The sequence below is a fragment of the Paenibacillus maysiensis genome (assembly GCF_000520815.1).
Classification (GTDB): Bacteria; Bacillota; Bacilli; order Paenibacillales; family Paenibacillaceae; genus Paenibacillus; species Paenibacillus maysiensis.
On record NZ_ASRY01000197.1, the window covers coordinates 1 to 24,620 of the forward strand.

20 protein-coding genes are annotated in these 24,620 nt (G+C 47.9%); 19 read left to right on the forward strand and 1 reads right to left on the reverse strand.

The genetic code is table 11. The annotated features are described in order from the left end of the window. Nucleotides 1–610: hypothetical protein (locus tag L696_RS0113635; protein WP_025684130.1), on the reverse strand; the 610-nt coding region annotated here is incomplete at its 3' end. A 436-nt stretch (nt 611–1,046) separates the two neighbouring features. Here L696_RS0113635 and L696_RS31955 point away from each other — a divergent pair. The 19 genes from L696_RS31955 (at nt 1,047) to L696_RS0113730 (ending at nt 24,515) form a co-directional block, all read left to right on the forward strand. Next, complete coding sequence (locus tag L696_RS31955) at nt 1,047–1,412, forward strand: GNAT family N-acetyltransferase (RefSeq protein WP_245233361.1); 366 nt, start codon at nt 1,047–1,049, stop codon at nt 1,410–1,412. Nucleotides 1,413–1,594: 182 nt separating this feature from the next. Continuing rightward, nucleotides 1,595–2,686, forward strand: a complete 1,092-nt coding sequence (locus L696_RS0113645; RefSeq protein WP_025684131.1) for a hypothetical protein — start codon at nt 1,595–1,597, stop codon at nt 2,684–2,686. 267 nt (nt 2,687–2,953) lie between these two features. Further along, nucleotides 2,954–3,151: a cold shock domain-containing protein gene (locus tag L696_RS0113650; RefSeq protein WP_013373372.1), complete on the forward strand. Its 198-nt coding sequence runs from the start codon at nt 2,954–2,956 to the stop codon at nt 3,149–3,151. Nucleotides 3,152–3,635: 484 nt separating this feature from the next. After that, nucleotides 3,636–4,196 carry a ribosome hibernation-promoting factor, HPF/YfiA family gene (hpf, locus tag L696_RS0113655; RefSeq protein WP_025684132.1) on the forward strand — a complete coding sequence of 187 codons (561 nt, stop codon included), beginning with the start codon at nt 3,636–3,638 and terminating at the stop codon, nt 4,194–4,196. A gap of 416 nt (nt 4,197–4,612) precedes the next feature. Then, nucleotides 4,613–7,063 carry a preprotein translocase subunit SecA gene (gene secA / locus L696_RS0113660; RefSeq protein WP_025684133.1) on the forward strand — a complete coding sequence of 817 codons (2,451 nt, stop codon included), beginning with the start codon at nt 4,613–4,615 and terminating at the stop codon, nt 7,061–7,063. A 357-nt stretch (nt 7,064–7,420) separates the two neighbouring features. Next, nucleotides 7,421–8,534 (forward strand): peptide chain release factor 2 gene (gene prfB / locus L696_RS0113665; RefSeq protein ID WP_155985392.1). Its coding sequence is split into 2 segments (ribosomal slippage): nt 7,421–7,492 and nt 7,494–8,534, totalling 1,113 coding nucleotides; the frame shifts between segments, so codons are not numbered across the junction. Between the two features lie 99 nt (nt 8,535–8,633). Next, nucleotides 8,634–9,533: a YitT family protein gene (locus L696_RS0113670; protein WP_025684135.1), complete on the forward strand. Its 900-nt coding sequence runs from the start codon at nt 8,634–8,636 to the stop codon at nt 9,531–9,533. A 258-nt stretch (nt 9,534–9,791) separates the two neighbouring features. Then, the gene (argC, locus tag L696_RS0113675; protein WP_025684136.1) at nt 9,792–10,841 is read left to right on the forward strand and encodes an N-acetyl-gamma-glutamyl-phosphate reductase; all 1,050 of its coding nucleotides are present in this window, start codon (nt 9,792–9,794) and stop codon (nt 10,839–10,841) included. Nucleotides 10,842–10,940: 99 nt separating this feature from the next. Then, nucleotides 10,941–12,167: a bifunctional glutamate N-acetyltransferase/amino-acid acetyltransferase ArgJ gene (gene argJ / locus L696_RS0113680; protein WP_025684137.1), complete on the forward strand. Its 1,227-nt coding sequence runs from the start codon at nt 10,941–10,943 to the stop codon at nt 12,165–12,167. A gap of 80 nt (nt 12,168–12,247) precedes the next feature. Then, entirely contained in the window at nt 12,248–13,087 is an 840-nt protein-coding gene (gene argB, locus L696_RS0113685; protein ID WP_025684138.1) for an acetylglutamate kinase, read from the forward strand. Between the two features lie 39 nt (nt 13,088–13,126). Further along, nucleotides 13,127–14,395 carry an acetylornithine transaminase gene (locus L696_RS0113690; protein ID WP_025684139.1) on the forward strand — a complete coding sequence of 423 codons (1,269 nt, stop codon included), beginning with the start codon at nt 13,127–13,129 and terminating at the stop codon, nt 14,393–14,395. Nucleotides 14,396–14,439: 44 nt separating this feature from the next. Continuing rightward, complete coding sequence (argF, locus tag L696_RS0113695; protein WP_025684140.1) at nt 14,440–15,396, forward strand: ornithine carbamoyltransferase; 957 nt, start codon at nt 14,440–14,442, stop codon at nt 15,394–15,396. 113 nt (nt 15,397–15,509) lie between these two features. Continuing rightward, a complete protein-coding gene (locus tag L696_RS0113700) occupies nt 15,510–16,745 on the forward strand; it encodes an argininosuccinate synthase (protein WP_025684141.1) in 1,236 nt (411 codons plus the stop codon). 90 nt (nt 16,746–16,835) lie between these two features. Continuing rightward, complete coding sequence (gene argH / locus L696_RS0113705) at nt 16,836–18,257, forward strand: argininosuccinate lyase (protein WP_025684142.1); 1,422 nt, start codon at nt 16,836–16,838, stop codon at nt 18,255–18,257. Between the two features lie 483 nt (nt 18,258–18,740). After that, nucleotides 18,741–19,046: a hypothetical protein gene (locus L696_RS0113710; RefSeq protein WP_245233362.1), complete on the forward strand. Its 306-nt coding sequence runs from the start codon at nt 18,741–18,743 to the stop codon at nt 19,044–19,046. Beyond that, nucleotides 19,039–21,501 carry a cyclic di-GMP-binding domain-containing protein, MshE-related gene (locus L696_RS0113715; protein WP_025684144.1) on the forward strand — a complete coding sequence of 821 codons (2,463 nt, stop codon included), beginning with the start codon at nt 19,039–19,041 and terminating at the stop codon, nt 21,499–21,501. The genes L696_RS0113710 and L696_RS0113715 overlap by 8 nt, the downstream gene beginning before the upstream one ends. Nucleotides 21,502–21,524: 23 nt before the next feature. Continuing rightward, on the forward strand, nt 21,525–22,532 hold the full coding sequence (locus L696_RS0113720; RefSeq protein ID WP_025684145.1) for a glycosyltransferase family 2 protein: 1,008 nt from the start codon (nt 21,525–21,527) through the stop codon (nt 22,530–22,532). Beyond that, the gene (locus L696_RS0113725) at nt 22,495–22,914 is read left to right on the forward strand and encodes a GtrA family protein (protein ID WP_025684146.1); all 420 of its coding nucleotides are present in this window, start codon (nt 22,495–22,497) and stop codon (nt 22,912–22,914) included. Before L696_RS0113720 ends, L696_RS0113725 begins: the two co-directional genes overlap by 38 nt. Next, on the forward strand, nt 22,911–24,515 hold the full coding sequence (locus tag L696_RS0113730) for an ArnT family glycosyltransferase (RefSeq protein ID WP_025684147.1): 1,605 nt from the start codon (nt 22,911–22,913) through the stop codon (nt 24,513–24,515). The genes L696_RS0113725 and L696_RS0113730 overlap by 4 nt, the downstream gene beginning before the upstream one ends. Nucleotides 24,516–24,620 lie beyond the last annotated feature (105 nt).

Genomic DNA, 24,620 nt, shown 5'->3' on the forward strand with positions numbered 1-24,620 from the left:
TTGGTTCAGTTGGCTCCGTAGGTTCAGACGGGTCTGGATTAGGACTTGGTGTCGGATCTGGTGTTGGATCTGGATTTGGCGTTGGATCTACAGGCACGGGATCTATAGGAGTTGGCTCTATTAGATTGAATGTTTTTAAAGTTCCTTCAATGTCCACACCGTAGAAGAAAATATAGTTGGTACCATTATTTCTCAATTCGAATGAGTGTTCATCTGAACTTAAATCCGTTTTTTCAAACATAATTTTTTTCTTATACTCACTTGCACCGGAAAAATTAATTTTACCGACGACTTGACCGTCGATTAATACATCAGTATTAGATGAGCCGGATGCCCATGTAGTGGATATATATCTGATTTTAGAACCGGTAAAATTAAATTTTATACCTGTATCCTTATTACCGATTGTAGAATTATAAGATAATGAACTTGGATCCAGCGTCCATTTTCCACCTGAATAGGTTATCTCACTTGAGTCGTGATTATATCTTGTCCAACCTTGCTCGGGTTGAACTAATACTGACCCAATACTTGTAGCAGCAAAAGTGGGTGAAACGATAAATAATGCAAAAAACATGGAAAGTAAGAGTGGGATAAAAATCTTTTTCATTTATATTCTCCTTTGAGTTAATTTACTTACCAAGAATACAAAATAACAAAAAGGATGTCTAAACATTAATGTCTATATATTCAAATATAAGTTTAATAATGGAATTAATTTTAGGGGGTAATAAGGTCTGTCTTTGAATAACTGGCGGCTATTTATTATGTTGCGACAACATACGAGATACTTCGACATCTCTATCAATATAGTATAAAAAAGTTTAACTGCTAATGGAGGTGTCATGTGGTAAGTGGATTTGTATAGCGGATATTAAAGTAACATTTGAGACTAGAATAGGTAGTAATGCACAAAATGAAAGTTCCCTTGTATTTGCCACGGAGCATGACTTTCCTTTATTACAAAATAAGCTGACGGGATTATTTAAAGATAGTAGATATTCTTGTTATCCACATATTTTTTTGTAGAAAAGTATAAGTTGTGGGTGGAAAAGTCTATTCTAGGTTCATTTGATGATTATTGCCTTGTTCTTAAGATGGATGGAGAAATTATTGGATTCGTAACAATTAAAGAAAATTTAAACGACAGAGAAGCAAGGATCGGTCTTCTGGGAGTTGATCTAAAGCACCAAAGCCATGGAATAGGCACGAAGTTACTAACAGAGTTAAAAGTGTTTCTTGAATCCAGGCCAATTGATCAACTATTAGTTTCGACACAAGGCAGAAATTATAATGCTATGAATTTATATATAAAGTGTGGTTATAGAATTCAAAAAATGGAAAGTTGGTATTATTGGACGAGGGAGTCGAAAGAAGAGGTGCAAATGAAACTTCCTAGCTTCCCCAGATGACAGTGCCCTCTTTGTATGATGAGGGTGCTGTTCAAGGCTCGTTCATAGATCCAACACTAGATCGTTTAGGACGAAATCTTAAAATAAAGGATAATTAAGTATTTTATAGAATTAGTATATTGTTCATAGGATTCTTTTCAATCTATGAATAATTTTAAGTATTTTGAGAAGGGATGATGTTTATGAAGTGGGGGAAATATTTTTCAGGGGTTTTATTGGTCATTTTAGTTTTAAGCAGTACGTCAGTAGCTCCAGCCTCAGTTGAGGCCAACTCGTCAAATACTACAACGAAGGATACTGCGACGAGGTCTCTTTCAGTCAATGCAACTCAAGCGTTGGGGCCTACCAGTACGACTGATGCTGTATATGGTGAGACTCTTAAAGTGAACAATCATCGGGTTTCATTAATGTCTAATTTCAATGTGAACGGTGATCTTATGAGTTTCACTGATTCATTAACGACAGCTGATCCAGCAGATTTTTGGTTCTTTAACGTACCTACAGATAGAAGCATTCTGGCTCAGATCAGATCAAGTAATCCCAATTATAGATTTGATTTGTATTCGATTGATTGGAGCACAGGGACAGCAAGTCTGACTGGTTTTGGAGGAAAGGCCTCTGAATTGAAGTTTGCTACAGACCTAAAAGCAGGGGACTGGGGACTTCGTGTTACTTCCACAGGAACGGTAGGTGAGAGTTATAGTATTCACATGAATGCAGCCTCGCCAGCGGATACGCCGATTAATGGTAAGACAGCTAAGCTAACCTCCTATTCTAACAATTTGTTATCTACGGTAATTGAGTATCCAAACGGAGATATTAAGGTGAATGGGGCTCAAATTGCCAATACGACGGCGGCGAACCCGAATTTGGAATGGTCAAGAGAATTTAACTTCTCCAGTGGTGGCAGTTATTCTTCAAGAAGTCATAATGTATCAGATGTTCGGATTAAAAGCGTCACTACGCCTGTGAAATATACTTCAAATTATGCAAGCTCGGATAATGCGGTTTTAATTGTCCTAAATGAGGGAACGCTTTTCACCTATTTTGAATCAGCATATAGTTCTGGCAATCCACCGTATCACAGTTCCTCTTTCGTTGACACCAGCGGCAGAACTACCCCGAGACGCCTGGATTTTATTGATATGGCTGGAGATCCAGATATTCTTGTGTATGATCTGGATACAAAGAAAGTAATTGATTTTGTAAGTAGCTTGAATTATTACTATGCCAAAGGGATTGAACCGCAACCGACGGTAGTTTACTATAATTAAGTGAAACGGGATGCAACAAAAATTTTAATTGAATTTATTTTATGAGTTTCGAACGCTCACAAAGAGTTTACTATATGAATATAGTAGGCTCTTTTGCCTATTATACCATGCCAATCTATAGGAATAGAGTGATTTACTCATGATAAATGGAATAAGTATGAATGAAAACATTATCAATTCCAATTGACAATGGATAACCTTGGGTGGTATAGTCGGAATTGTAGGCGAGAGCCTCACTTCATTTGATGACGAAGGGAATGTTAGTGCATGCAAGGTAAAGTTAAATGGTTTAACGCAGAAAAAGGTTATGGTTTCATTGAAACTGCTGATGGCGGCGACGTATTCGTTCATTTTTCCGCAATTCAAACAGAAGGCTTCAAAACACTTGAAGAAGGACAAGACGTGGAGTTCGACATTGTCGAAGGCGCACGTGGACCACAAGCCGCTAACGTAACCAAATTATAATCATCCCCGGCATAGCCGACCTACATAATTGGTAAGATGGTTAGCAACGGATAACGCGCTAGCAACTGCCCTGGAATATATTCCAGGGCTTTTTTATGTTTTCTAGATGAGCAGATGTACAATAAAAACATAAAAAAGCCTCTTACACGATGGTAAGGAGCTAGGCGATACACAGCACGGTGAAAAGCTACTTTACAGAACCGTCGAAGTCAGCCATCTCCACAAAAATGGTGTTGAAGGAAATAGCTGAGCATCAAGCCAAGAATATATAGATGATGCAACAGAGCAACTTTTTTATATGTGTTCATTATTCACATGTGTATGCAGGTCTCTTTAAAACATGATCTTTTTCAAAAGATGAGATAGTCGCCAAGGGTTTTATCGAAAAAAGAAGATTTTTGTAAAATAGCTCCGAAATGTTGGGTGTTTTTTTACTTGGCGCTAACATATGTGCTATACTGAAGGGGCAAAGGAGGCGTGCCCTATGAACTTAACAGTACGAGGTCAACAGATCGAGGTTACCGACGCTTTGAAGGACTACGTTGATAAGAAATTCAGCAGACTTGAGAAGTATTTCGATGCACCCCCGACGTCTGATGGAAGTGTGACGTTAAGCACAACCAGAGATTTGCACACTGTAGAAGTAACCATTCCTTTGCCGGGGCTTGTGCTCCGTGCCGAAGACGAAAGCGACGACATGTATGCGTCCATTGATGCCGTGGTAGACAAGCTTGAGCGGCAGATCCGCAAGCATAAAACCAAGCTGAACCGTAAATTCCGTCAGGAAGGCAGTTTGAAGACCCTTTTTGTAGAAGGGACGGCAGGTAGCGTGGCTGTTGCTGAAGATGAGGATGCAGAATTGGATGAGCTGGAAGTCGTCCGCACCAAGCGTTTCTTATTGAAACCGATGGATGTGGAAGAGGCCATTCTTCAAATGAACATGGTTGGACATAATTTCTTCGTATTTGCCAATATCGATAACGAAGAAGTCAGCGTGGTTTACAAGCGCAATGACGGCAAATACGGCCTGATCGAACGGGAATAATCTGTAAGGCAGGAACTTATCATGTTTTAAAATGAATAGCGGGTTCCCGATTGAAAGCATGCTTCATTGGAGATTGGGAAGAATGAAAATAACGACGAGCCTTATCCTTGCGAACCTGGCGGGGTAGGGCTCTTTTATATGTTTTTCTGAAAATGAAATGTAAATTTTGATGCAAATAAGCGTAACCAAATGTGTATTTCATGCGTCAATTGTTTTGGTATCTTTAACCGGATGCAAATCAGGGAGCGGCTTGTGTTGCGGCATGTCCTACAAACTGTTACAATTTATGCAAAGAACATCGCACGATGGGCTGGTATAGCCGGGCCTGTCAAACATATCGGGAATCAATTTCATCATGGACCCTTTCTTATTGTGAAATTGATTCTATTAATTGTTTTGCGTGAAAGGGGTAAACCATGCTAGGAATTGTAAAGAAAATTTTTGGAGATACAAATGAACGTGACGTCAAGCGTTTAATGAAGACGGTTGAGCTGATCAATAAATTAGAGCCGGATTTCGAGAAGCTATCGGATGAGGAGCTGCAAGCGAAAACGGCGGAGTTTAAAGCCCGGATTGAGCAGGGAACTACGGCGGAGGAGATTTTGCCGGAAGCTTTTGCAACCGTCCGTGAGGCGTCCAAGCGGGTGCTGGGCAAACGTCATTATGACGTACAGTTGCTTGGCGGTATTGCGCTGCATGAAGGTAAAATTGCCGAAATGAAAACCGGCGAAGGTAAAACACTGGTGGGAACACTGCCGGTTTATTTGAATGCACTGTTGGGCAAAGGCGTGCACGTGGTTACGGTCAATGACTATTTGGCGCAACGTGACAGCGGAGAAATGGGACAAGTCTATAACTTCCTGGGCATGTCGGTCGGGCTGAATTTGTCCGGTCTGGGTCATGGAGAAAAGCAAGCTGCATATGCTTGCGACATCACGTACGGCACGAACAATGAGTTTGGATTCGATTACCTGCGTGACAACATGGTGCTTTATAAAGAACAGATGGTACAACGTCCGTTGTACTTCTGTATCATTGATGAAGTGGATTCGATTCTCGTCGATGAAGCTCGTACACCATTGATTATTTCGGGACAAGCTCAGAAATCTACGGAGCTGTATTTTGCGGCTGACCGTTTTGTGAAGAGCCTGAATGTCGAAGAAGATTACACCTTGGATATCAAGGTGAAGTCGGTTGCTTTGACTGAGAACGGTGTATCCAAAGCTGAGAATTTCTTCGGACTGGAGAACCTGTATGATCAGGAAAGTGTGACAATTAATCACCACATTGTGCAGGCATTGAAGGCTAACGCCATTATGCGTCTGGATGTGGATTATGTCGTAGCTGACGGCGAAGTTCTGATTGTCGATGAGTTCACAGGCCGTCTGATGGCCGGACGTCGCTACAGCGATGGTTTGCATCAGGCGATTGAAGCGAAGGAAAATATCGTTGTACAGAACGAGAGCATGACGCTGGCGACGATTACCTTCCAAAACTATTTCCGTATGTATCGCAAATTGGCGGGTATGACGGGTACAGCTAAAACAGAAGAAGAAGAATTCAAAAAAATATATGGTCTGGAAGTTCTCCAGATCCCTACGAACCGGGCGAATCAGCGTGTGGATATGCCTGACGTAGTATACAAGAGCGTAAAAGGTAAATTCCATGCGGTAGTGGATGAAATTGTGGAGCGCCACAAAAACAACCAGCCGATATTGGTAGGTACGATTTCCATTGAAAATTCGGAGCTTCTTTCCGAAATGCTGAAACGCAAAGGCGTTCGGCATAAAGTGCTTAACGCCAAGTATCATGCCGAGGAAGCTGAAATCATTTCCCGTGCAGGTGAAGCGGGTTCGGTAACCATCGCGACGAACATGGCGGGACGTGGTACAGATATCGTGTTAGGCGAAGGCGTAGCGAGTATTGGTGGTTTACACATCATCGGTACAGAGCGTCACGAATCTCGTCGTATTGATAATCAGCTTCGCGGACGTGCAGGGCGTCAGGGTGATCCGGGCTCCACACAATTTTACTTATCGCTGGGCGATGAGTTAATGAAGCGTTTTGGTGCAGACAACGTGCTGAATATGATGGAGCGCTTGGGCTTCGAGGAAGACCAACCGATTGAAAGCCGCATGATTACACGTGCTATCGAATCGGCGCAAAAACGTGTTGAGGGCAACAACTTTGACCAGCGTAAAGTCGTTCTCCAGTATGATGATGTGATGAACCAGCAACGTACTATTATTTACAAACAGCGTCGTGAAGTGCTGGAATCCGAGAACATTAAAGAAGTTGTGTTCGACATGATCAGGCCTGTCATTGAGCGTGTGGTTGAAGCTCATTGCGGAGATGACATTCCTGAAAACTGGGAACTTGAAGAAGTGGCAGAATACGTGAACAGCAATCTGCTTGATGAAAATGCAATCAGTCGTGATGATCTGTGGGGTAAAGAAAAAGAAGAGATCATTGAAATGATCTTCGAGAAAGTAACGGAAAGATACCACAGACGTGAAGAGACGATTGGCGAAGACATGGTACGCGAGTTCGAGAAAGTTATCGTATTGCGTGCAGTGGATAGCAAATGGATGGATCATATTGATGCTATGGATCAGCTGCGTCAAGGTATTCACTTGCGTGCTTATGGCGGTACCGATCCGTTGCGTGAATACCAGTTTGAAGGTTTTGAAATGTTCCATGCCATGATCGCCAGCATCCAGGAGGAAGTAGCGACTTACATCATGAAGGCGCAAATTGAATCCAACCAAGAGCGTCAGGCTGTTATCGACGAAGACAAAATTTCGACGAGTGGCGAACCTGCTGCTCCTAAAAAGAAATCCGCCCCTTCGCGTCCGCGCAGAAAATAACGGATTGAAGGACGGATTTAGGGAAGCATTCATTTCCTGTAATGCATATAATGGCAGGCGGCAGTTTATCCAACTGACCGTCGGCCATTTTGTGCCATACAGGGAAGCACCCTGTTATTTAAAATTCGTTTGACTTTACGGCGGTCGGTAGCGAAGCGAAGGATTTGAATCTGGAGAAGCGCCAGCGTTCGCCTTTGCAGTGAGATGCCCACCTTTAAATGTGTTATTTCAATCAAGGGCATCTCACTGCAACAGCGTTCGTAAGATCAAATCCTTCGCGTAGCGTCTCTTATCGCCCGTCCGTAACTCAACACACTTTTAAACCGTTAACCTAATGACTAAAAGGAGAATGACATAATGATCGATCCAAATGTAAAGCATGATTTAAGAGAAATAGGCAAGAAATTAACAAACCTTAGGGGGTCTCTTTGACTTAGATCTCAAACAGGAAATGATCGCAAACTTTGAGGAAAAGATGGCTGCGCCTGATTTTTGGGATGATAACGATAAAGCCCAAGCCGTGATCGCGGAAATGAACGCGGTTAAGTCTTCTGTAGACAGCTATGAACAGCTCCGTCAGGAATATGAGGATGCGGGGATGATGGCTGAGCTGGCTGATGAGGAAGGCGACGAAACACTGGCTGGAGAAATTGAAAACAGTATCAGGTCCTTGCTGAGCAAGCTTCAGGAGTTTGAATTGCAATTGCTTTTAAATCAGCCATATGACAAGCTTAATGCTATTTTGGAGCTGCATCCGGGGGCAGGGGGAACCGAGTCGCAGGACTGGGGTCAAATGCTGCTACGGATGTATACACGCTGGGCAGAAAAACGCGGCTTTAAGGTAGAAACGCTGGATTACCTTGCGGGTGATGAAGCAGGGATCAAGAGCGTAACGTTGCTGATCAAGGGCTATAATGCTTACGGCTACCTCAAAGCAGAAAAAGGCGTGCATCGTCTCGTTCGCATTTCTCCATTTGATTCTTCGGGTCGTCGGCATACGTCGTTCGTATCCTGCGATGTCGTGCCGGAAATTGCGGATGATGTGGACGTTGAAATCCGGACAGAGGATCTTAAAATTGATACGTACCGGGCCAGCGGTGCAGGCGGTCAGCATATTAATACGACCGACTCAGCAGTTCGGATTACGCATCTTCCTTCAGGCATTGTTGTAACTTGTCAAAATGAGCGCTCCCAGATCAAGAACCGTGAGCAGGCTATGACGATGCTTCGTTCCAAGCTCTACGAGCGCAAAATTGAAGAGCAACGGCAACAATTGGACGAAATCCGTGGGGAACAGTCCGATATTGCATGGGGCAGCCAAATTCGTTCTTACGTGTTCCACCCATACAGTATGGTGAAGGATCACCGTACCAGTGTAGAAACAGGCAACGTAGGGGCTGTCATGGATGGCGATCTGGACCCGTTCATCGACGGTTACCTGCGGAGTCAGATCAAGCTGGACGCAGAATAATAGCCTGTACGTTTTCCTACAGTCCCGTAGGCCAAGTGCCTGCGGACTGTAGGAATTTTTGTGTACACGGTATTTTTAAATTAAAGGAGAATACGAAAGATGTCCCAAATGAATCTTCCCGCTGCTCGGCGAAGACGCCGTAAGCCTCTGATTGCCGCCAGCGGCCCCGCTCGCAATGTGATGGATATTCTGCTCATTGTGCTCGGCTCCTTCATTACGGCGCTGACCTTCAATATGTTCCTGCTTCCCAACCGAATCGCATCCGGGGGTGTGTCGGGTTTATCTATTTTGGGCGAGGAACTGTTTGGTCTGGAACCAGCTTATACGCAGTGGGGAATGAATATTCCGTTATTTATAGCGGGGGTGCTGCTGTTAGGAAAGAAATACGGTTTGCGTTCCCTGCTGGGGAGTATCATGCTGCCGTTATTTGTGTACGTAACTAAGGATTGGGCAGTTCCGACAACGAATCCGCTGTTGGCTTCGCTGTATGGTGGAATTGGAGTAGGATTGGGATTGGGCACCGTGTTCCGGGGCAGAGGCTCGACGGGTGGGCTGGCTATTTTGGCGCAGATCATTCAAAAGTATACCGGCCTCAGCCTATCACTCTGCGTCATGCTCATGGATGGTACGGTCATCACACTGGCTGGCTTTGCTCTATCGCCGGAACGGGCGCTGTATGCGCTGATTGGTTTGTTTGTAACCGGCAAGGTCATTGATGCGGTGGAAATGGGGTTAAGCTACTCTAAAGTGGCCTATATCATATCCAATCAGAAGGAAAAGATCACACAGGCTATTTTACAGGACTTGGATCGGGGATTGACGGAGCTGGCAGGACGAGGCGGTTATACGAACGAAGAACGTCCTGTGCTAATGGTTGTGGTAGGCCAAAATGAGGTGACTCGTCTCAAAACGCTTGTTCGCCTGGTAGATCCGGATGCTTTTGTAATCATTAGTAATACGCGTGAAGTATTGGGTGAAGGGTTTAAGAAGGAAGGCTAAAAACAGGATGGCTTGTCGGGAGACATGGTTTTAGCTAATAAAATAGGGGGAACTCCGTTTTTGCAAAACGTGGTTTCCCTTTTTGTATTTATACAGGCTCAGATAGGAACCTCGACATCAAGTGCAGCCAAATGAATACTAATGCATGAGACAATCATTTCAAATTTGGGTGAATAACTTTACATGAGTGTGTTGTATTTATATGAATAAGATCGTATAATAATACATATTTCATAGGAACGGAATGGAGGAAGGTCTGTGATCAGCAAGCTAAAAGTGGCAATTGTCGGTTCCACCGGGTATGGCGGGGTGGAGCTCATTCGTTTTTTGGTTCATCATCCGCAGGTAGAGATCGTATCTGTTATTTCTTCGTCCAGCGCGGGTGTTCCGATCAGTGACGGGTTTCCACATCTGACGGACATTGTGGTTCAGGATTTGGACGGTGTCGATATTCGAGAGATTGCTGCCAAGGCTGATCTGGTTTTCGCAGCTACGCCTTCTGGTGTCAGCACCAAGCTGGTGCCGCAGCTTCTGGATGCTGGATTGAAGGTCATTGACCTCTCCGGGGATTTCAGACTGCGAAGCGGAGAAACGTATGAAGCATGGTATAAAAAGCCTGCGGCTTCACCCGAATATCTCAAGCAAGCCGTATACGGACTCAGTGAGGTGCATGCAGAAAAGCTTGCTGGCGTCTCTTTTATTTCTAATCCGGGTTGCTACGCAACGGCTACCTTGCTGGGAATTATCCCTGCGTTGAAGGCGGATTGGATCGACCATCGGACGCTGATTGTAGATGCCAAATCCGGGGTATCCGGCTCCGGCCGGGGAACAAGTCTCGTTTCGCATTATGCGGAGATGAACGAAAATTTTAAAGCCTACAAGATTAACAAGCACCAGCATATCCCTGAGATCGAACAGGTATTGGGCGATATTGCGGGTGAGGACGTTATGATTACGTTTACGACGCAATTGGTTCCGATGACCCGAGGAATTATGAGTACGATCTATGTCACGTTGAAGGGTGAACATACAGATCAGGATCTCATTGGGCTATACCGGGATTATTATAAAGACCATCCTTTTGTCCGTGTGCGCGGTGAAGGTATATGGCCAGCAACGAAGGAAGTATTTGGCTCCAATTATTGTGATATCGGTTTTGCAGCAGATGCACGGACTGGGCGCCTTACGATTATTTCGGTCATTGATAATGTCGTGAAGGGTGCTGCCGGACAGGCGATTCAGAACTTAAACTTGATGATGGGATGGGAGGAGAACCTCGGACTGGGCTTCATACCGGTATATCCGTAAGCAGCAAGCAGCCGCAACAGGGAAACGTAAGCGAGCGGGAATGGATTCGCTAATGGAACCGTTACTTATAGAAAGCGTTGCAGACGAGGGCACACAATTATGGGCAAATCAGGGTTTACAGTAGTAAACGGGGGGAATATCGTAACCCCGCGCGGCTTTACAGCCGGAGGATTGCACTGCGGACTTAAAAATACCGACCGCAACGATATCGGCGCGATTCGCTGTGAGGTAGAGGCAACGGCCGCTGCGGTATACACCACCAATGTATTTCAGGCCGCACCACTCAAAGTGACTCGCGAAAGTCTCGTGGACGGTCGTCTGCAAGCGGTCGTGGTGAACAGCGGGAACGCCAATGCCTGCACCGGACAGCAAGGAGAGCAGGATGCCTACGCTATGCGATCGGCTGCTGCTCGTGAGCTGGGTGTTGCGGAGAGCAATGTAGCCGTTGCATCAACGGGCGTGATTGGCGAGCATTTGAAAATGGACCGTGTGCTTGGCGGCATATCCGCATTACCTGGCCGTGTGAACGGGGAAAACGACGGAGCGGAGCAATTTACGCAAGCCATTTTGACGACGGACTTGGTTAAAAAGGAAGCATGCGTGGCGGTTGAAGTGGATGGTGTGACCGTACACATCGCCGGGGCGGCGAAGGGCTCAGGCATGATTCATCCGAACATGGCGACGATGCTGGCTTTTATGACTTGTGATGCTGCAATTGGGCAGACTGCACTTCATCAGCTATTGAAGCAGGCAACAGATACCAGCTTTAATATGATTACAGTAGATGGCGATACGAGCACGAACGATATGCTGATCGCGATGGCAAGCGGACTGGCGGGTAACCGTGAGCTGCACGCAGGACATCCCGATTGGGCTGCTTTTGCCGAGGCGTTCACTTATATCTGCCGTGAGCTGGCGAAGGCAATTGCCCGCGATGGGGAAGGCGCTACGAAGCTGGTAGAGGTATCCGTGAGCGGCGCGGTAAGCGATGCATCTGCTCAGGCGATAGCGAAGACAGTGATCGGGTCCAGTCTGGTGAAGTCGGCCGTTTTTGGTGCTGATGCGAACTGGGGCCGGATTATTGCAGCTGTCGGGCGGGCTGGAGAGCCGGTCAATCCAGATACGGTAGACATCCGCTTGGGTGATATTGTTGTGCTGAGCGCGTCCAGCCCAGTCGCTTTTGATGAAGATGAGGCGCTCTCCTATCTTCGGGGAGATACGGTGCGGATTATTGTGGATTTGCATCACGGAAACGGAACCGCCACAGCATGGGGCTGTGACTTAACTTACGATTACGTGCGGATTAACGCTGCATATCGGACATAGACAACGGAATAAACACGGATGTAATTCTGGCATTATTGTAAAATGGCACGGACTGTGCAGAGGAGAAAAGGGGAGATTATATGCAATCGGCAGTGGAAAACGCGGATCAAGCCAATCATGCGGGATTGGCGCGTCGTAATTTTGTGATGAAATGCGGAGGAAGTACGCTGGCTGCATTGCCTGATTCCTTCTTTGACGATCTGGCCCGCTTGCAGTCGGAAGGTCTTCAACCTGTTATTGTACATGGCGGCGGTCCTGCGATCTCCGACAATTTGGCGAAGCTGGGCATCGAAACGGAATTCATCAACGGACTGCGCAAAACGACTGAACCCGTGCTGGATGTCGTGGAAATGGTGCTGGCGGGCAGCATTAACAAGCAGATTGTACGCAGGATCGGAATGCACGGAGGTCGAGCGCTTGGTTTGTCGGGCAGTGACGGCTATTTAATCGAGGCGAAACCTGTGTCGAATGCCGCAGAGGTCGGCTGGGTCGGAGAAGTGACATCCGTTGAAGCTTCAATTATTACAGGCGTGCTGGATATGAACTATATGCCCGTTATTGCGCCCATCGGGATCGACAGGTCTGGTCAGCGTTACAACATTAACGCGGATACAGCGGCGGGTGCGGTGGCATCTCATATCGGTGTTAGCCGGATGATCGTCGTTACGGATGTACCAGGCATATTGAAGAAGATCGGCGGAGAGAAGAAGGTACTGGACTCCATCACCGTACAGGAGATTGAGGATATGATCAGTACAGGTGAAATATACGGCGGCATGATCCCTAAGGTGAGAGCGGCTATAGCCTGCATCCACGGTAAAGTGAAGGAAGTCGTCATTGTGAACGGCAGCGAACCGCAGGTATTAAGCCGTGTGCTGGGCGGGGAAGCCATTGGAACGCGCATCGTGCGCATGCAGTAATCATCGTATACAACCAAACGAAAAAGGAGCGTGAACATAATGAGTAAGGAACCAAATACGCTGGTGAGCGTCGAAACGCCGGCTACGGACGGGGCCGTTGTTGGAGCACAAACGGAAAAGGCATCCGCAGGAGCACAGACAGACAGCTCTCTTTTTCCAACCTACGCAAGATACCCGCTCACACTGGTCAAAGGACAAGGAAGCTGGCTGTGGGATGATCAGGGCAAGCGTTATCTGGATTTCATGTCAGGCATTGCGGTTACCAATCTTGGACATGCGCCACAGGCTGTAGCTGAACGCTTGAAAAAGCAGATTGATGAACTATGGCATGTATCCAATCTGTTTCATATTCCGGGGCAGGAACGGGCCGCCGCTCTACTGACTGCCAATAGCAGCGCAGACGCCGTGTTTTTCTGCAACAGCGGAGCGGAAGCTAACGAAGCTGCGATCAAGCTGGCGCGTCGTTATCACCAGAAGGTGAAGCAGACCGGACGCTACGAGATCATTACGTTCACGCAATCCTTCCACGGACGGACGCTGGCAACCTTGACCGCTACGGGTCAGGATAAAGTAAAAGAAGGCTTTTTGCCGCTTCCTGCCGGATTCAAAAGCGTTCCCCTCCACGATCAAGCTGCGCTCGAAGCGGCGATTAGCGAGAATACGGCCGCAATCATGCTGGAAATGGTGCAGGCAGAAGGCGGAATGTATCCGGTCGAACCTGCTTTTGTAGACGTGATTACAAAGCTGTGCGATGAGCATGGATTGCTTTTGATCATTGATGAGGTACAGACGGGCATGGGACGCACAGGCAAGCTTTTTTCCTTTGAGCATTACGGCATTGAGCCGGATATCTTTACATTGGCAAAGGGCTTGGGCAGTGGTTTTTCCGTTGGCGCGATGCTGGGCAAAGGGTACTTGCGCGAAGCGTTCACAGCGGGCAGCCACGGCTCTACCTTTGGCGGTACTCCGCTTGCTATGGCAGCGGTTCAGGCGACCATTGAAACGATTATTGATGACAAGCTTCCAGAGCGTGCAGCTGAGCTGGGCGAGTATTTGTTCCAAAGCTTGCAAAAGCAGCTTGGAGAGATTCCTTTTGTGAAGGATATCCGTGGAAAAGGTCTGATGGTCGGTATCGAGTGTGCTGAGCCTGTGGCGAAACTTGTTTTGGCAGGTCAAAAGAAAGGCATTCTGTTCATTACCGCAGGTCCTAACGTGATTCGCCTGTTGCCTAACCTGTATGTAACGAAGGACGAAATAGATCAGGCTGTAGCACTGGTTACCGAAGTGATTCAAGAGCATATTGCTTAGTGTGGCTAAACCACTTAGATTAGAGTATAAAAGGAGATGATAGCATGGGCCAGGGCGGCGCATTGCAGCAAATTAATCTAAAAGGGCGGGATTTTCTGGAGTTGGATGACTACTCGACCGAAGAAATTCAATATTTAATTGATCTCGCCATCGAGATCAAGCGCAAGCATAAAAATGGAGAAGCCTATCAGCCGCTGAAGGGGAAAACGATCGGACTGATTTTCGAAAAATCCTCTACACGTACGCGCGTATCTTTTGAAGTCGGGATGTTTCAATTGGGCGGGCATGCCCTTTTTCTCAGTAAAAACGATATTCAACTGGGACGTGGTGAGCCTATTAGCGATATGGCACAGGTAATGTCTCGCTATCTGGACGGCATTATGATCCGCACCTTCGGGCACGATAATGTTGTAGAGTTGGCGCGTTATGCCTCTGTTCCTGTGATCAACGGCTTGAGCGATTTGGCGCATCCGTGTCAGGTGCTGGCTGATTATCAGACCTTGTATGAGCAGAAGGGCAAGCTTAAAGGGCTTAAATTGGCATACATCGGGGATGGCAACAATATGGCGCATTCCCTGTTGATTGGTGGAGCAAAGCTTGGCGTGCATGTATCGATTGCAAGTCCTGCTGGATATGAGCCTGATCCGAGTGTTGTGGCAGCTTCCCGTGAGATTGCCAAGCAAACCGGCAGTGAGATTGTGATTACCCAAAGTCCGCAAGAAGCAGTAAAGGATGCAGATGCGATCTACACGGATGTATGGGCGAGCATGGGCTTTGAGGAAGAGCAGAAGGAACGGGAGCTTGCTTTTGCCGACTTTCAGGTGAATGAGGAGCTGGTTAAGCTGGCGAAGCCGGATTATCTGTTCCTGCACTGTCTACCTGCGCATCGTGGCGAAGAAGTGAGCGCAGGTGTAATCGACGGACCGAATTCAGTGATTTTTGATGAGGCTGAGAACCGTCTGCATGCACAAAAAGCATTGATGGTTGCTTTAATGGGATAAAGAAGTTATGTTTTATGGTTAGAAAGATTGCATTTGTGGAAGATGATCTGTAGATTTAGATGCAGATGTGAATGAAGGATAGTGGCTAGAAGCATTTGGGGAGGACTTCAATCATGGCAAAAGAAAAAATCGTACTCGCATATTCCGGCGGTCTGGACACGTCGGTCATTTTGAAATGGCTTAAAGAAACCTATGACGCTGAAATTATAGCGTTTACCGCAGATATCGGACAGAAGGAAGAACTGGATGGTTTGGAGGAAAAAGCGCTCGCTACGGGAGCCTCCAAAGTGTATATTGATGATTTGCGTGATGAATTCGCCAAGGATTTTATTTATCCGATGTTTCAGGCGGGTGCTTTGTATGAAGGACAATATTTGCTAGGAACGAGTATTGCACGTCCATTGATCGCTAAACGGATGGTGGATATTGCGATTGCAGAGGGTGCAACAGCTATCGCTCACGGCGCGACAGGCAAAGGCAACGATCAGGTGCGCTTCGAGCTGAACGCGGCGGCGTTGACGCCCGATATCAAGGTGATCGCACCTTGGCGGCTGGAAGAGTTCCGCAATCAGTTCCCGGGCCGGGCAGAAATGATTGCCTATGCGGAGAAACACGATATTCCGGTAACCGCTTCTGCGGCCAAGCCATACTCCATGGACCGTAATCTGCTGCATATCAGCTATGAAAGCGGCGTGCTGGAGGACCCTTGGTTTGATCCGAGCGCTCCTGAAAACAAAGAAATGTTCTTGCTCAGCAATGCGCCTGAGGATGCTCCTGATGAAGCGGAATATTTGGAGCTGGCGTTTGAAGCAGGAAACTGTGTTGCTTTGAATGGAGAGCAGCTAAACCCGTTGCAGGTTATGGAAAAGCTGAATGAGCTGGGCGGCAAGCATGGCATCGGACGTGTGGACATGGTGGAGAACCGTTTTGTCGGCATGAAGAGCCGTGGAGTGTATGAGACGCCGGGCGGCACGATCCTGTTCACAGCTCATCGCAAAATGGAGTCCATCACGATGGATCGCGAGGTTATGAATCTGCGCGACAGTCTGATTACTCGTTATGCTACGCTGGTCTACAACGGCTTCTGGTTCGCGCCGGAGCGTGTGGCTTTGCAGGCACTGGTTCATGAGAGCCAAAAGAATGTCAGTGGTACCGTGCGCGTGAAGCTGTACAAAGGCAACATTATTGGCGCAGGTGTCAAAAGTCCGGTCAGCTTGTACAACCCGGATATTGCGACAATGGAAGCTGATCCGACACAAGCCTATGACCAAGGGGATGCAACCGGCTTTATTCGCTTGAATGCCTTGCGTTTGAAGGTCAATGCGGGAGTAGCCAAAAATAATAAATAAATGAGTTAACCTAAAAATGTACGGGATGTGGGCCGTCCTTGTCCAAGCGACGAGGGCGGCTTGTATTGCAGAGAGGGGATCTTGCAAAAAATGAGTAAGCTATGGGGCGGACGTTTTACGAAGCAGACCAACAAGCTGGTAGAGGAATATACGGCTTCCATCGGATTTGATCAGGCGTTGGCGGAAGAAGATATTCAGGGCAGTTTGGCTCATGTGGCCATGCTGGGCAAATGCGGCATTATTCCGCAGGCTGATGCGGACACGATTAAGGAAGGACTACACACGGTATTGGAGCGTATCCGCCGTGGGGAGATTGAATTTTCGGTTTCGGACGAGGATATTCATATGAATATCGAAAAGAATCTGATCGAAGCGATTGGTCCGGTTGGCGGAAAGCTGCACACCGGGCGTAGCCGTAATGACCAGGTGGCAACGGATATGCACTTGTATTTGCGCGGACGTGTAGTGGCGCTGGTCGGTATGCTGCATGATGTGCAAGCCGCACTGATCGGGCAGGCGAAGGATAATCTGGATACGATTGTACCCGGATATACGCACTTGCAGCGGGCGCAGCCTATTTTGTTCGCGCATCATTTGCTGGCTTATGTGTCTATGCTGGAGCGTGACATTGACCGTCTCAAAGACAGCTACAAGCGGATTAACGTATTACCGCTCGGCGCTGGAGCTTTGGCCGGAACCACTTTTCCGATAGACCGTCATTTTGTAGCAGAGCAATTAGGTTTTGACGGAGTTTATGAAAATAGTCTGGATGCCGTTAGCGACCGGGACTTTATCGTAGAGTTTCTGGCTGGAGCTTCGCTGATCATGACGCATTTGTCGCGTCTAAGCGAAGAGCTGGTGCTGTGGAGCAGCACGGAGTTTGGCTTCGTTGAGCTGGATGATGCTTTTTGCACAGGCAGCAGCATTATGCCGCAGAAGAAAAACCCGGACGTACCAGAACTGGTACGCGGTAAAACCGGACGTGTGTATGGTAATCTCGTTGGACTGCTGACCGTTTTGAAATCCTTGCCGCTAGCGTACAACAAGGATATGCAGGAGGACAAGGAAGGGATGTTCGATACTGTTGCTACGCTGGAAGGAGCTTTGCAGTTGTTCGCACCGATGATCGCAACGATGAAGGTGAACAAGGATCGCATGCGTCAAGCGGTCAATCAGGACTTCTCCAATGCGACAGATATTGCAGATTTCCTCGTCGGCAAAGGACTTCCGTTCCGTCAGGCGCATGAGGTTATCGGCAAAACGGTGCTGTATTGCATCCAGCAAGGCAAGTATTTGCTTGATCTGACACTGGAGGAATTCCAGCAGTTTTCCGATTTGTTCGACGACCGCATCTATGAAGTGCTTCAACCGGAAGCAGTAGTTAATGCTCGGAATGTATATGGCGGAACAGCAACTGGACAGGTGCAGGCAGCTATTGGACGCAGTGAACAGCTACTGAGCAGCACCTCTACATGGTTTGAAGGGCACAAACGGAGTAACTATATAAGCTGAACTAAAAAAGGTACATGAAAAACGGAGTAGGCGGAATGGTGCTGTACAAGCGAAGCGGTCGCTTTTGTCCCCGGATTTCTATCCTAATCATATCAAAACAGTAAGAAGGGCGCCGTTCGCGGTGCCTTTTGTGCTTTTTAAGGTATTTGGCTTTAATGATGATATGAACCATGGTGGATTGCGTAAGGTTTCCTAGACAGGTGCAATCACGGGAATTATAAAATAGTTCTATATACCTATGTATGCGTTAGTATGAAAGTTTCTAGAATTTACATTGTCGTATACCTACTCCTACTACGATTATGGTAGAATAGCACTAAGTTTTTAATTGTATTACCAATTCATCAGGACAAGACTGGTATCAAATGAATAAATGGAAGATTTTGAGGGTTCTCTTTTGACCAAAAGACTTGCATTAATGTGTAAATAAAGGGTTTAAATGAGAATAAGAGAATACCCTGCTTTCCAGAAAGACGTAAGACCATGGATGCAGGGACAGGGCAAGAGGCAGAGTCGGGGACGGTTCAGGGAGGTATTATGAGAAGCAAAAGAACGACGCGGCAGTTAAAGAGCGCATGGATCGGTTATCGCGTTTCTGACGCCGATCAGTTGGTGTCTTTGTTGCACGAAGAGCGGATACAGGCGGAGAAGTTGCTGCGCGAGGAACGGGAGCTTTTCCACGCGGCGCTGGAACGGAAGAAGCAACGGGACGCGGAGTTGAAGCAGCTGCTTGCGGATGCGCTCGCAGAAGAGCGGCGTTGGATTGAAAGGGCGGGAATCCATGGGTGACAGGCTGAGGTGGCAGGTTGGGGGAGTTTCAATTCTCCAAACCAAGAGAAGAATAAAAGAAGAGCGTCAGCAGATCGCTCGACTGGAGCAGCAGCTGGAGGCCCAGCGGACGGAGCAGGCCCCGGTGCTGTACAAGCTGGATTTTCATATTGAGGAACTGGAACGGCGGCTTCAGGATACGGAACTGCGTATTCAGGCATTACAGAGCGCAGCGGATACGGCAGCAGCGGTGGAGCAATTGCTGGATGAGAGTGTGCAGGATGGACAAGCGCAGGAAGCACAGGTCCAATATGCTAGCGGCCAACAGGAACAGGCTGCGGCAGGAGCCGTCTTTGGAGTAGTCTCCAGCGCTCCTGGTTCAGCAGGCGGAGAGGCCGCCACGGGAATACAGAACGGACGGAACGGCAAGGCCCGCCTGGGAGATCAATTGGTGGACAACGGCATAATTACCCGCGATCAGCTTACCGACGCTATCCGAAACCAAAAACGTTACGGTGGCAGGCTGGGCGACATTTTGGTAGAGATGGGCTTCATTACCGGAGAGCAGTTGCAGGAGCAGGTGGACGGTGATGAATCCAAAGAGCGACTGGGCGACATGCTGGTACGTTCCGGCTATATTTCACCAGGGCAACTGGAGCGAGCGCTGGAATTCCAGGCGAAGAGCGGCGGGCTGCTCGGCGATATTTTGCTGTCATTGCAAATGCTGGAGCCTGCGGATTTGTACCGCGCGATTGCTACACAGAACCGAATCGGCCGTATTGGCGAAGAGCTGGCACTGGATGCGGCCTACAAGCTGCCGGAGCAGGTGGCTATGGCTTACGGCGTGGTTGTTATTCATGAATATATGAACCGCTATATTGTGGCGGTCAGTGATCCGTTGCCGGAAGAGCGGCGCCTGAAGCTGGAGGACATTCTCGGCATGCCGGTGGAGCAGGTGCTAGCGACCAAGGAAGAGATGGAGCAGCTCTGGGGTAAAATCTACGGTGAAGAAATGATGCAGGAGAGCACGACCGGATTGTTGGAAAAAGAGCCGCACAATTCGGCGCGTACGACCTTTACGAAGGGACAGCTCTGGGTGTTCGCAGCAATGGGCGTAATTACAGTGCTCGGTCTTTTCTGGAATAGCTGGAATACGGTGCTGATCATCAATATGCTGATTCAGTTGTTCTATTTTGCCATGACGATCTTCAAATTCGGTATTATTTATCTCGGTTCCCGGCGTGGGGCGCAGCTTCGCTTCTCAAAGGAAGAGGTCGACGCCATGGATGAGAAAAAGCTGCCGATCTATACGATTCTCGTACCGATGTACAAGGAGGCGGGCGTGCTTCCGATGCTGTTGCGGAATTTGGAGCAGCTTGATTATCCAAAATCCAAGCTGGATGTGCGGCTGCTGATTGAAGAGGACGATATTGAGACCATTGAGCTGCTTCGTGAAATGAAGCTGCCCGCCTATTATACGACACTGGTCGTCCCTGATGGCTTGCCCAAAACCAAGCCGAAGGCGTGTAACTACGGACTTATTCGGGCGCGCGGCGAATTTGTAGTTATTTATGATGCCGAGGATCGTCCCGACTCCGACCAGCTAAAAAAGGTCATTGCGGCGTTCGACTCGCTCCCTGAGCATTATGCGTGTATACAAGCCAAGCTCAACTATTTTAACAGTACGCAAAATTTGCTGACCCGCTGGTTCACGCAGGAATACAGTATGTGGTTCGAACTGCTGCTGCCGGGTATTATGCAGTTAGATACGCCTATTCCTTTGGGCGGAACATCCAATCATTTTCGGGTATCCGTACTCAAAGATATCAATGCGTGGGACCCCTACAATGTAACCGAGGATGCCGATCTGGGTATACGTCTGTATAAAGGCGGCTACAAAACCGCCATTGTCGATTCCCGTACATGGGAGGAAGCCAACAGTCGCGTAGGGAACTGGATTCGTCAGCGGTCACGCTGGATCAAGGGATACATGCAGACATGGCTGGTTCATATGCGCAATCCGGTGAAGCTGGTGCGCGAGGTGGGCTGGAAAGGCTTTTTCGGCTTTCAGGTAATGATTTTGGCGACACCGATGCTACCTTTGCTGAATCCAATCTTTTGGGGATTGCTAATTTTATGGTTTGGCTGGGAAATGGACTTTATTCCCAAGCTGTTCCCAGGTTATGTGTATTACCTGGCGAGCGCGGAATTTTATATCGGTAATTTTTTGTTCGTATTCAGTAACGTGGCCGGAATGTATTGGGTCATCGGGGAACTGGAAGAGCGCGGTGAACGTACATTTTCATATGCGATGGTCAAATATGGGCTACTCTCGCCGTTATATTGGGTACTTATGAGTATAGCTGCGGTGAAAGCAGCCTGGCAGCTCATTACCAAGCCGTTCTATTGGGAGAAGACGACGCATGGTCTGACTGATATGCACGACTTGGATGATGCCCCGGCACAGTCCTCCTGAATATAAAGAAAGAAGGAGCAAGAATGGAGACAAAAACACCTTTTTTATCCGTTGTCATTCCCATGTACAATGAAAGCTCGCATCTGGAGCGTTCCCTCAAGGTGATTGACGGGGTGCTGTCTGTCGCCACTTCACGTTATGAGCTGATTGTCATAGATGACGGTTCCAAAGATGATACGTGGCTCAAGCTGTCTGAATTGTCCCGCCGTATGCCTTCTCTGCTTGCACTTCGGCTGAGCCGGAACTTCGGCAAGGAGCTGGCGCTGTGCGCTGGTTTGGAAAATGCCTCCGGCGATGCCATCATCGTCATGGACGGCGATTTGCAGCATCCTCCTGAGATGATTGGGGAAATGGTGCGTTTATGGCAGGATGAGGGCTACGATCTGGTCGAATGTGTGAAGGAATTCCGGGGAGAAGAGTCGATGGGCAAAAAGCTTGGGGCTTCATTGTTCTACGCGACCTTGAATCGTTTGACAGGCTTTAACCTCAAAGATGCCTCGGATTATAAGCTGCTGGATCGCCGGGTGGTGGACGCGTGGATGGCGATGCCTGAGCGGATGCCGTTTTTTCGCGGAATGACGGCCTGGCTTGGTTTCCGCAAAACCCAGATTTCATTCCGGGTGGCTCCGCGGGAGGAGGGTCCCAGCCGCTGGAGTCCGTTCGGGCTGTTTCGGCTGGCAGCAGAAGCGATTGTTTCGTTTTCAACCGTACCGCTGCGGGTAGTAAGTCTGATGGGAATCATTTTTATGCTGATTTCAGTCGTCTTGGGAATTCAAACCTTGATGCGCAAATTAATGGGTGACGCTGTGACCGGTTTTACCACTGTCATATTGCTGCTCTTGATCATTGGCAGTGTCCTCATGCTGTCCATTGGAGTGGTAGGAGAATATATTGCCGCCATATATCACGAAGTCAAAGCCCGCCCCCGTTATCTAATCGCAGATAAACGGGCGAATGCTGACCGATTGTGGGTGGATAGGGAGTTTAATCAACATGATCAGACGTTCGTATCTAAAGTATCCAATCATTAAATACGGTATTGTGGGACTGCTGGGTACAGGTATCCACGTCGGTGTGCTTGTGCTGCTGGTAGAGCTGTTCAAGGTGCCTGCGGTAACAGCTACGACGATAGGATTTGTGGCGACGCTGCTCGTCTCGTATGTGTTGAATCGCAACTGGACGTTCGAGCCCACCGGCGAGGGGAGTCGCACCCAGTTTCTTAAATATTTGTTGGTCTGCTCCTGTGGCCTGCTCTTAAATGCAGGTCTTATGTACGCAACCATTCACTGGATCGGCTGGTCGTATCTGATCGGTGAGGTACTGACCACCATCATCGTGCCCGTTCATAATTACATCTGGAACCGCTATTGGATTTTCTCCGTTCCGCAAAAGCGTCAGAAAGAGGCTTCATGATTTTAAAAAAACATGGAAAAACGTTGTTGTTATTTGCTTGTATTGCTGCGCTTGAACTGGCTGTAGGCATTTATTTTGCCTGGTATCTGGGTTATATGCACACAGATGCCCTCAGTCGCGTAGCTAATGCATTTTATGTGCTGTACAGTCGTGACCCGCATTTGGGAGCTATTGGTTTTGTATGGAATCCGCTGCCCAGCTTGATGGAACTGGTTGTGCTGTTGTTTTATCCGTTATTTCCTGTACTGGCTTCCCACGGGCTGGCGGCCGTCATGGTGAGTAGCCTGTTCGCAGGCGCAAGCGCAGCCTTATTGTACGGGACGGGGAAGCAACTGGGGCTTCATGGCGGTATCAGTCTGCTGATCGCGCTGTTGTTTTCACTGAATCCGTTTATGTTTCTATTTGGCTTCAACGGCTTGAGCGATTCGCCCTATATCTTTTTTATTTTGTTGACGGTGAGTCGTTTCTGTATGTGGCTGAAGGATCGCAAGGCGGCACACTTGATTGTGTCAGGCTTTGCGCTTGCCTTGGCCTTTTGGGTACGCTATGAAGCAGTTCCGCTCGGCGTTGCTATGGCTTTGGGTGTGCTGCTGACGGTTCTTTTTCTACATGGGCGGCGCATCGCCAAAGACACGAATACAAAGGAATTATCCATCAGTGAGCGTCTGTACAAGGTGGAAGCGACCTGGCTGTTGTTATTGCTGCCGATCATCTTTTCCGGTCTGCTCTGGATCTTTTTTAACTGGATTATTATGGGCGACCCGCTTTATTTTTTACGTTCGGAATATTCCAATGCCACCCAATCGGCGGCTTTGCTGGAGGATCAGCGTTTTGCGGCGATGTTTGCCCATCCTGCGCTGATGCTGCAATTTATCGGGCAACGTACTTCATGGTATGCGGCACCTCTGATTGCAATTTTGCTCGTACGTTTATTGGACAAGCGTCTGTTCAGTTGGAGCACATTAACACTGCTGGCAATCTTCCTATCCGTACCCGGTCTTCAATTTTTGCTGATGCTCAAGCAGTCCTCTTTCGGCTGGTTTCGGTACTTTATGTACGTTTTCCCGATTACGGTGGCCTGGGTGCCATATGAGCTGAGTTTAATGAAGGGGAAAATGCGGGGAGTCGGAGTGTCTATGGTGACAGCCGGGATGCTGATTACAGCAGGCTTGTTGTCCTATGCGCTCAGCAATCCCGCTATTGCGGCAGATGAACACAGCTACCTGACGCATAGTGGAAATGAAAGCTATGATCGGCAATTAATTGAACGAAAAATTGCGCCGTGGCTGGATGAGCATTATAGTTCGTCTCTCATTTTGACAGATTCCTATGCGGCTTATCCAATTATTTTGAGCAGCAGGATTCCAAAGAAGTTTATGATTACGAGCGACTATGATTTTGGAAAATCCTTAACGGATCTGCCTGCTTCCAAGGTGGATTATGTTCTGGTAACGCGAGTGGTGAAAGGAGTTCCGCTGGATCAGGTAAACCGAAGCTACCCCGATCTGTTTGAAAAGGGCGCTCCGTGGGCTTCCCTGGTACGTGATTTTAGTGGACAGTGGCGGTTGTACAAAGTGGAACATGATACAGAGCTGCGATAATTGTATTTCTGGCAGGAGAGTAGTTGTGGTTGGGGTGATTCGGCTGTAGGTTGGAAAGTACGGCTATAGCCGAATCGCCGCAACCAGTTTGAGGGGGAACGAGAG

Excerpts from the sequence above, each read along its gene's own strand:
- L696_RS0113700 (WP_025684141.1), top strand. The coding sequence starts at position 15,510 with ATGGCAAAAGAAAAAATCGTACTCGCATATTCCGGCGGTCTGGACACG.
- L696_RS0113720 (WP_025684145.1), top strand. The coding sequence starts at position 21,525 with ATGGAGACAAAAACACCTTTTTTATCCGTTGTCATTCCCATGTACAAT.
- argB (WP_025684138.1), top strand. The coding sequence starts at position 12,248 with ATGCAATCGGCAGTGGAAAACGCGGATCAAGCCAATCATGCGGGATTG.
- L696_RS0113650 (WP_013373372.1), top strand. The coding sequence starts at position 2,954 with ATGCAAGGTAAAGTTAAATGGTTTAACGCAGAAAAAGGTTATGGTTTC.
- L696_RS0113715 (WP_025684144.1), top strand. The coding sequence starts at position 19,039 with ATGGGTGACAGGCTGAGGTGGCAGGTTGGGGGAGTTTCAATTCTCCAA.
- L696_RS0113725 (WP_025684146.1), top strand. The coding sequence starts at position 22,495 with ATGATCAGACGTTCGTATCTAAAGTATCCAATCATTAAATACGGTATT.
- argJ (WP_025684137.1), top strand. The coding sequence starts at position 10,941 with ATGGGCAAATCAGGGTTTACAGTAGTAAACGGGGGGAATATCGTAACC.
- L696_RS0113730 (WP_025684147.1), top strand. The coding sequence starts at position 22,911 with ATGATTTTAAAAAAACATGGAAAAACGTTGTTGTTATTTGCTTGTATT.
- L696_RS0113710 (WP_245233362.1), top strand. The coding sequence starts at position 18,741 with ATGGATGCAGGGACAGGGCAAGAGGCAGAGTCGGGGACGGTTCAGGGA.
- argH (WP_025684142.1), top strand. The coding sequence starts at position 16,836 with ATGAGTAAGCTATGGGGCGGACGTTTTACGAAGCAGACCAACAAGCTG.
- L696_RS0113690 (WP_025684139.1), top strand. The coding sequence starts at position 13,127 with ATGAGTAAGGAACCAAATACGCTGGTGAGCGTCGAAACGCCGGCTACG.
- L696_RS0113645 (WP_025684131.1), top strand. The coding sequence starts at position 1,595 with ATGAAGTGGGGGAAATATTTTTCAGGGGTTTTATTGGTCATTTTAGTT.
- L696_RS0113670 (WP_025684135.1), top strand. The coding sequence starts at position 8,634 with ATGTCCCAAATGAATCTTCCCGCTGCTCGGCGAAGACGCCGTAAGCCT.
- secA (WP_025684133.1), top strand. The coding sequence starts at position 4,613 with ATGCTAGGAATTGTAAAGAAAATTTTTGGAGATACAAATGAACGTGAC.
- argF (WP_025684140.1), top strand. The coding sequence starts at position 14,440 with ATGGGCCAGGGCGGCGCATTGCAGCAAATTAATCTAAAAGGGCGGGAT.
- hpf (WP_025684132.1), top strand. The coding sequence starts at position 3,636 with ATGAACTTAACAGTACGAGGTCAACAGATCGAGGTTACCGACGCTTTG.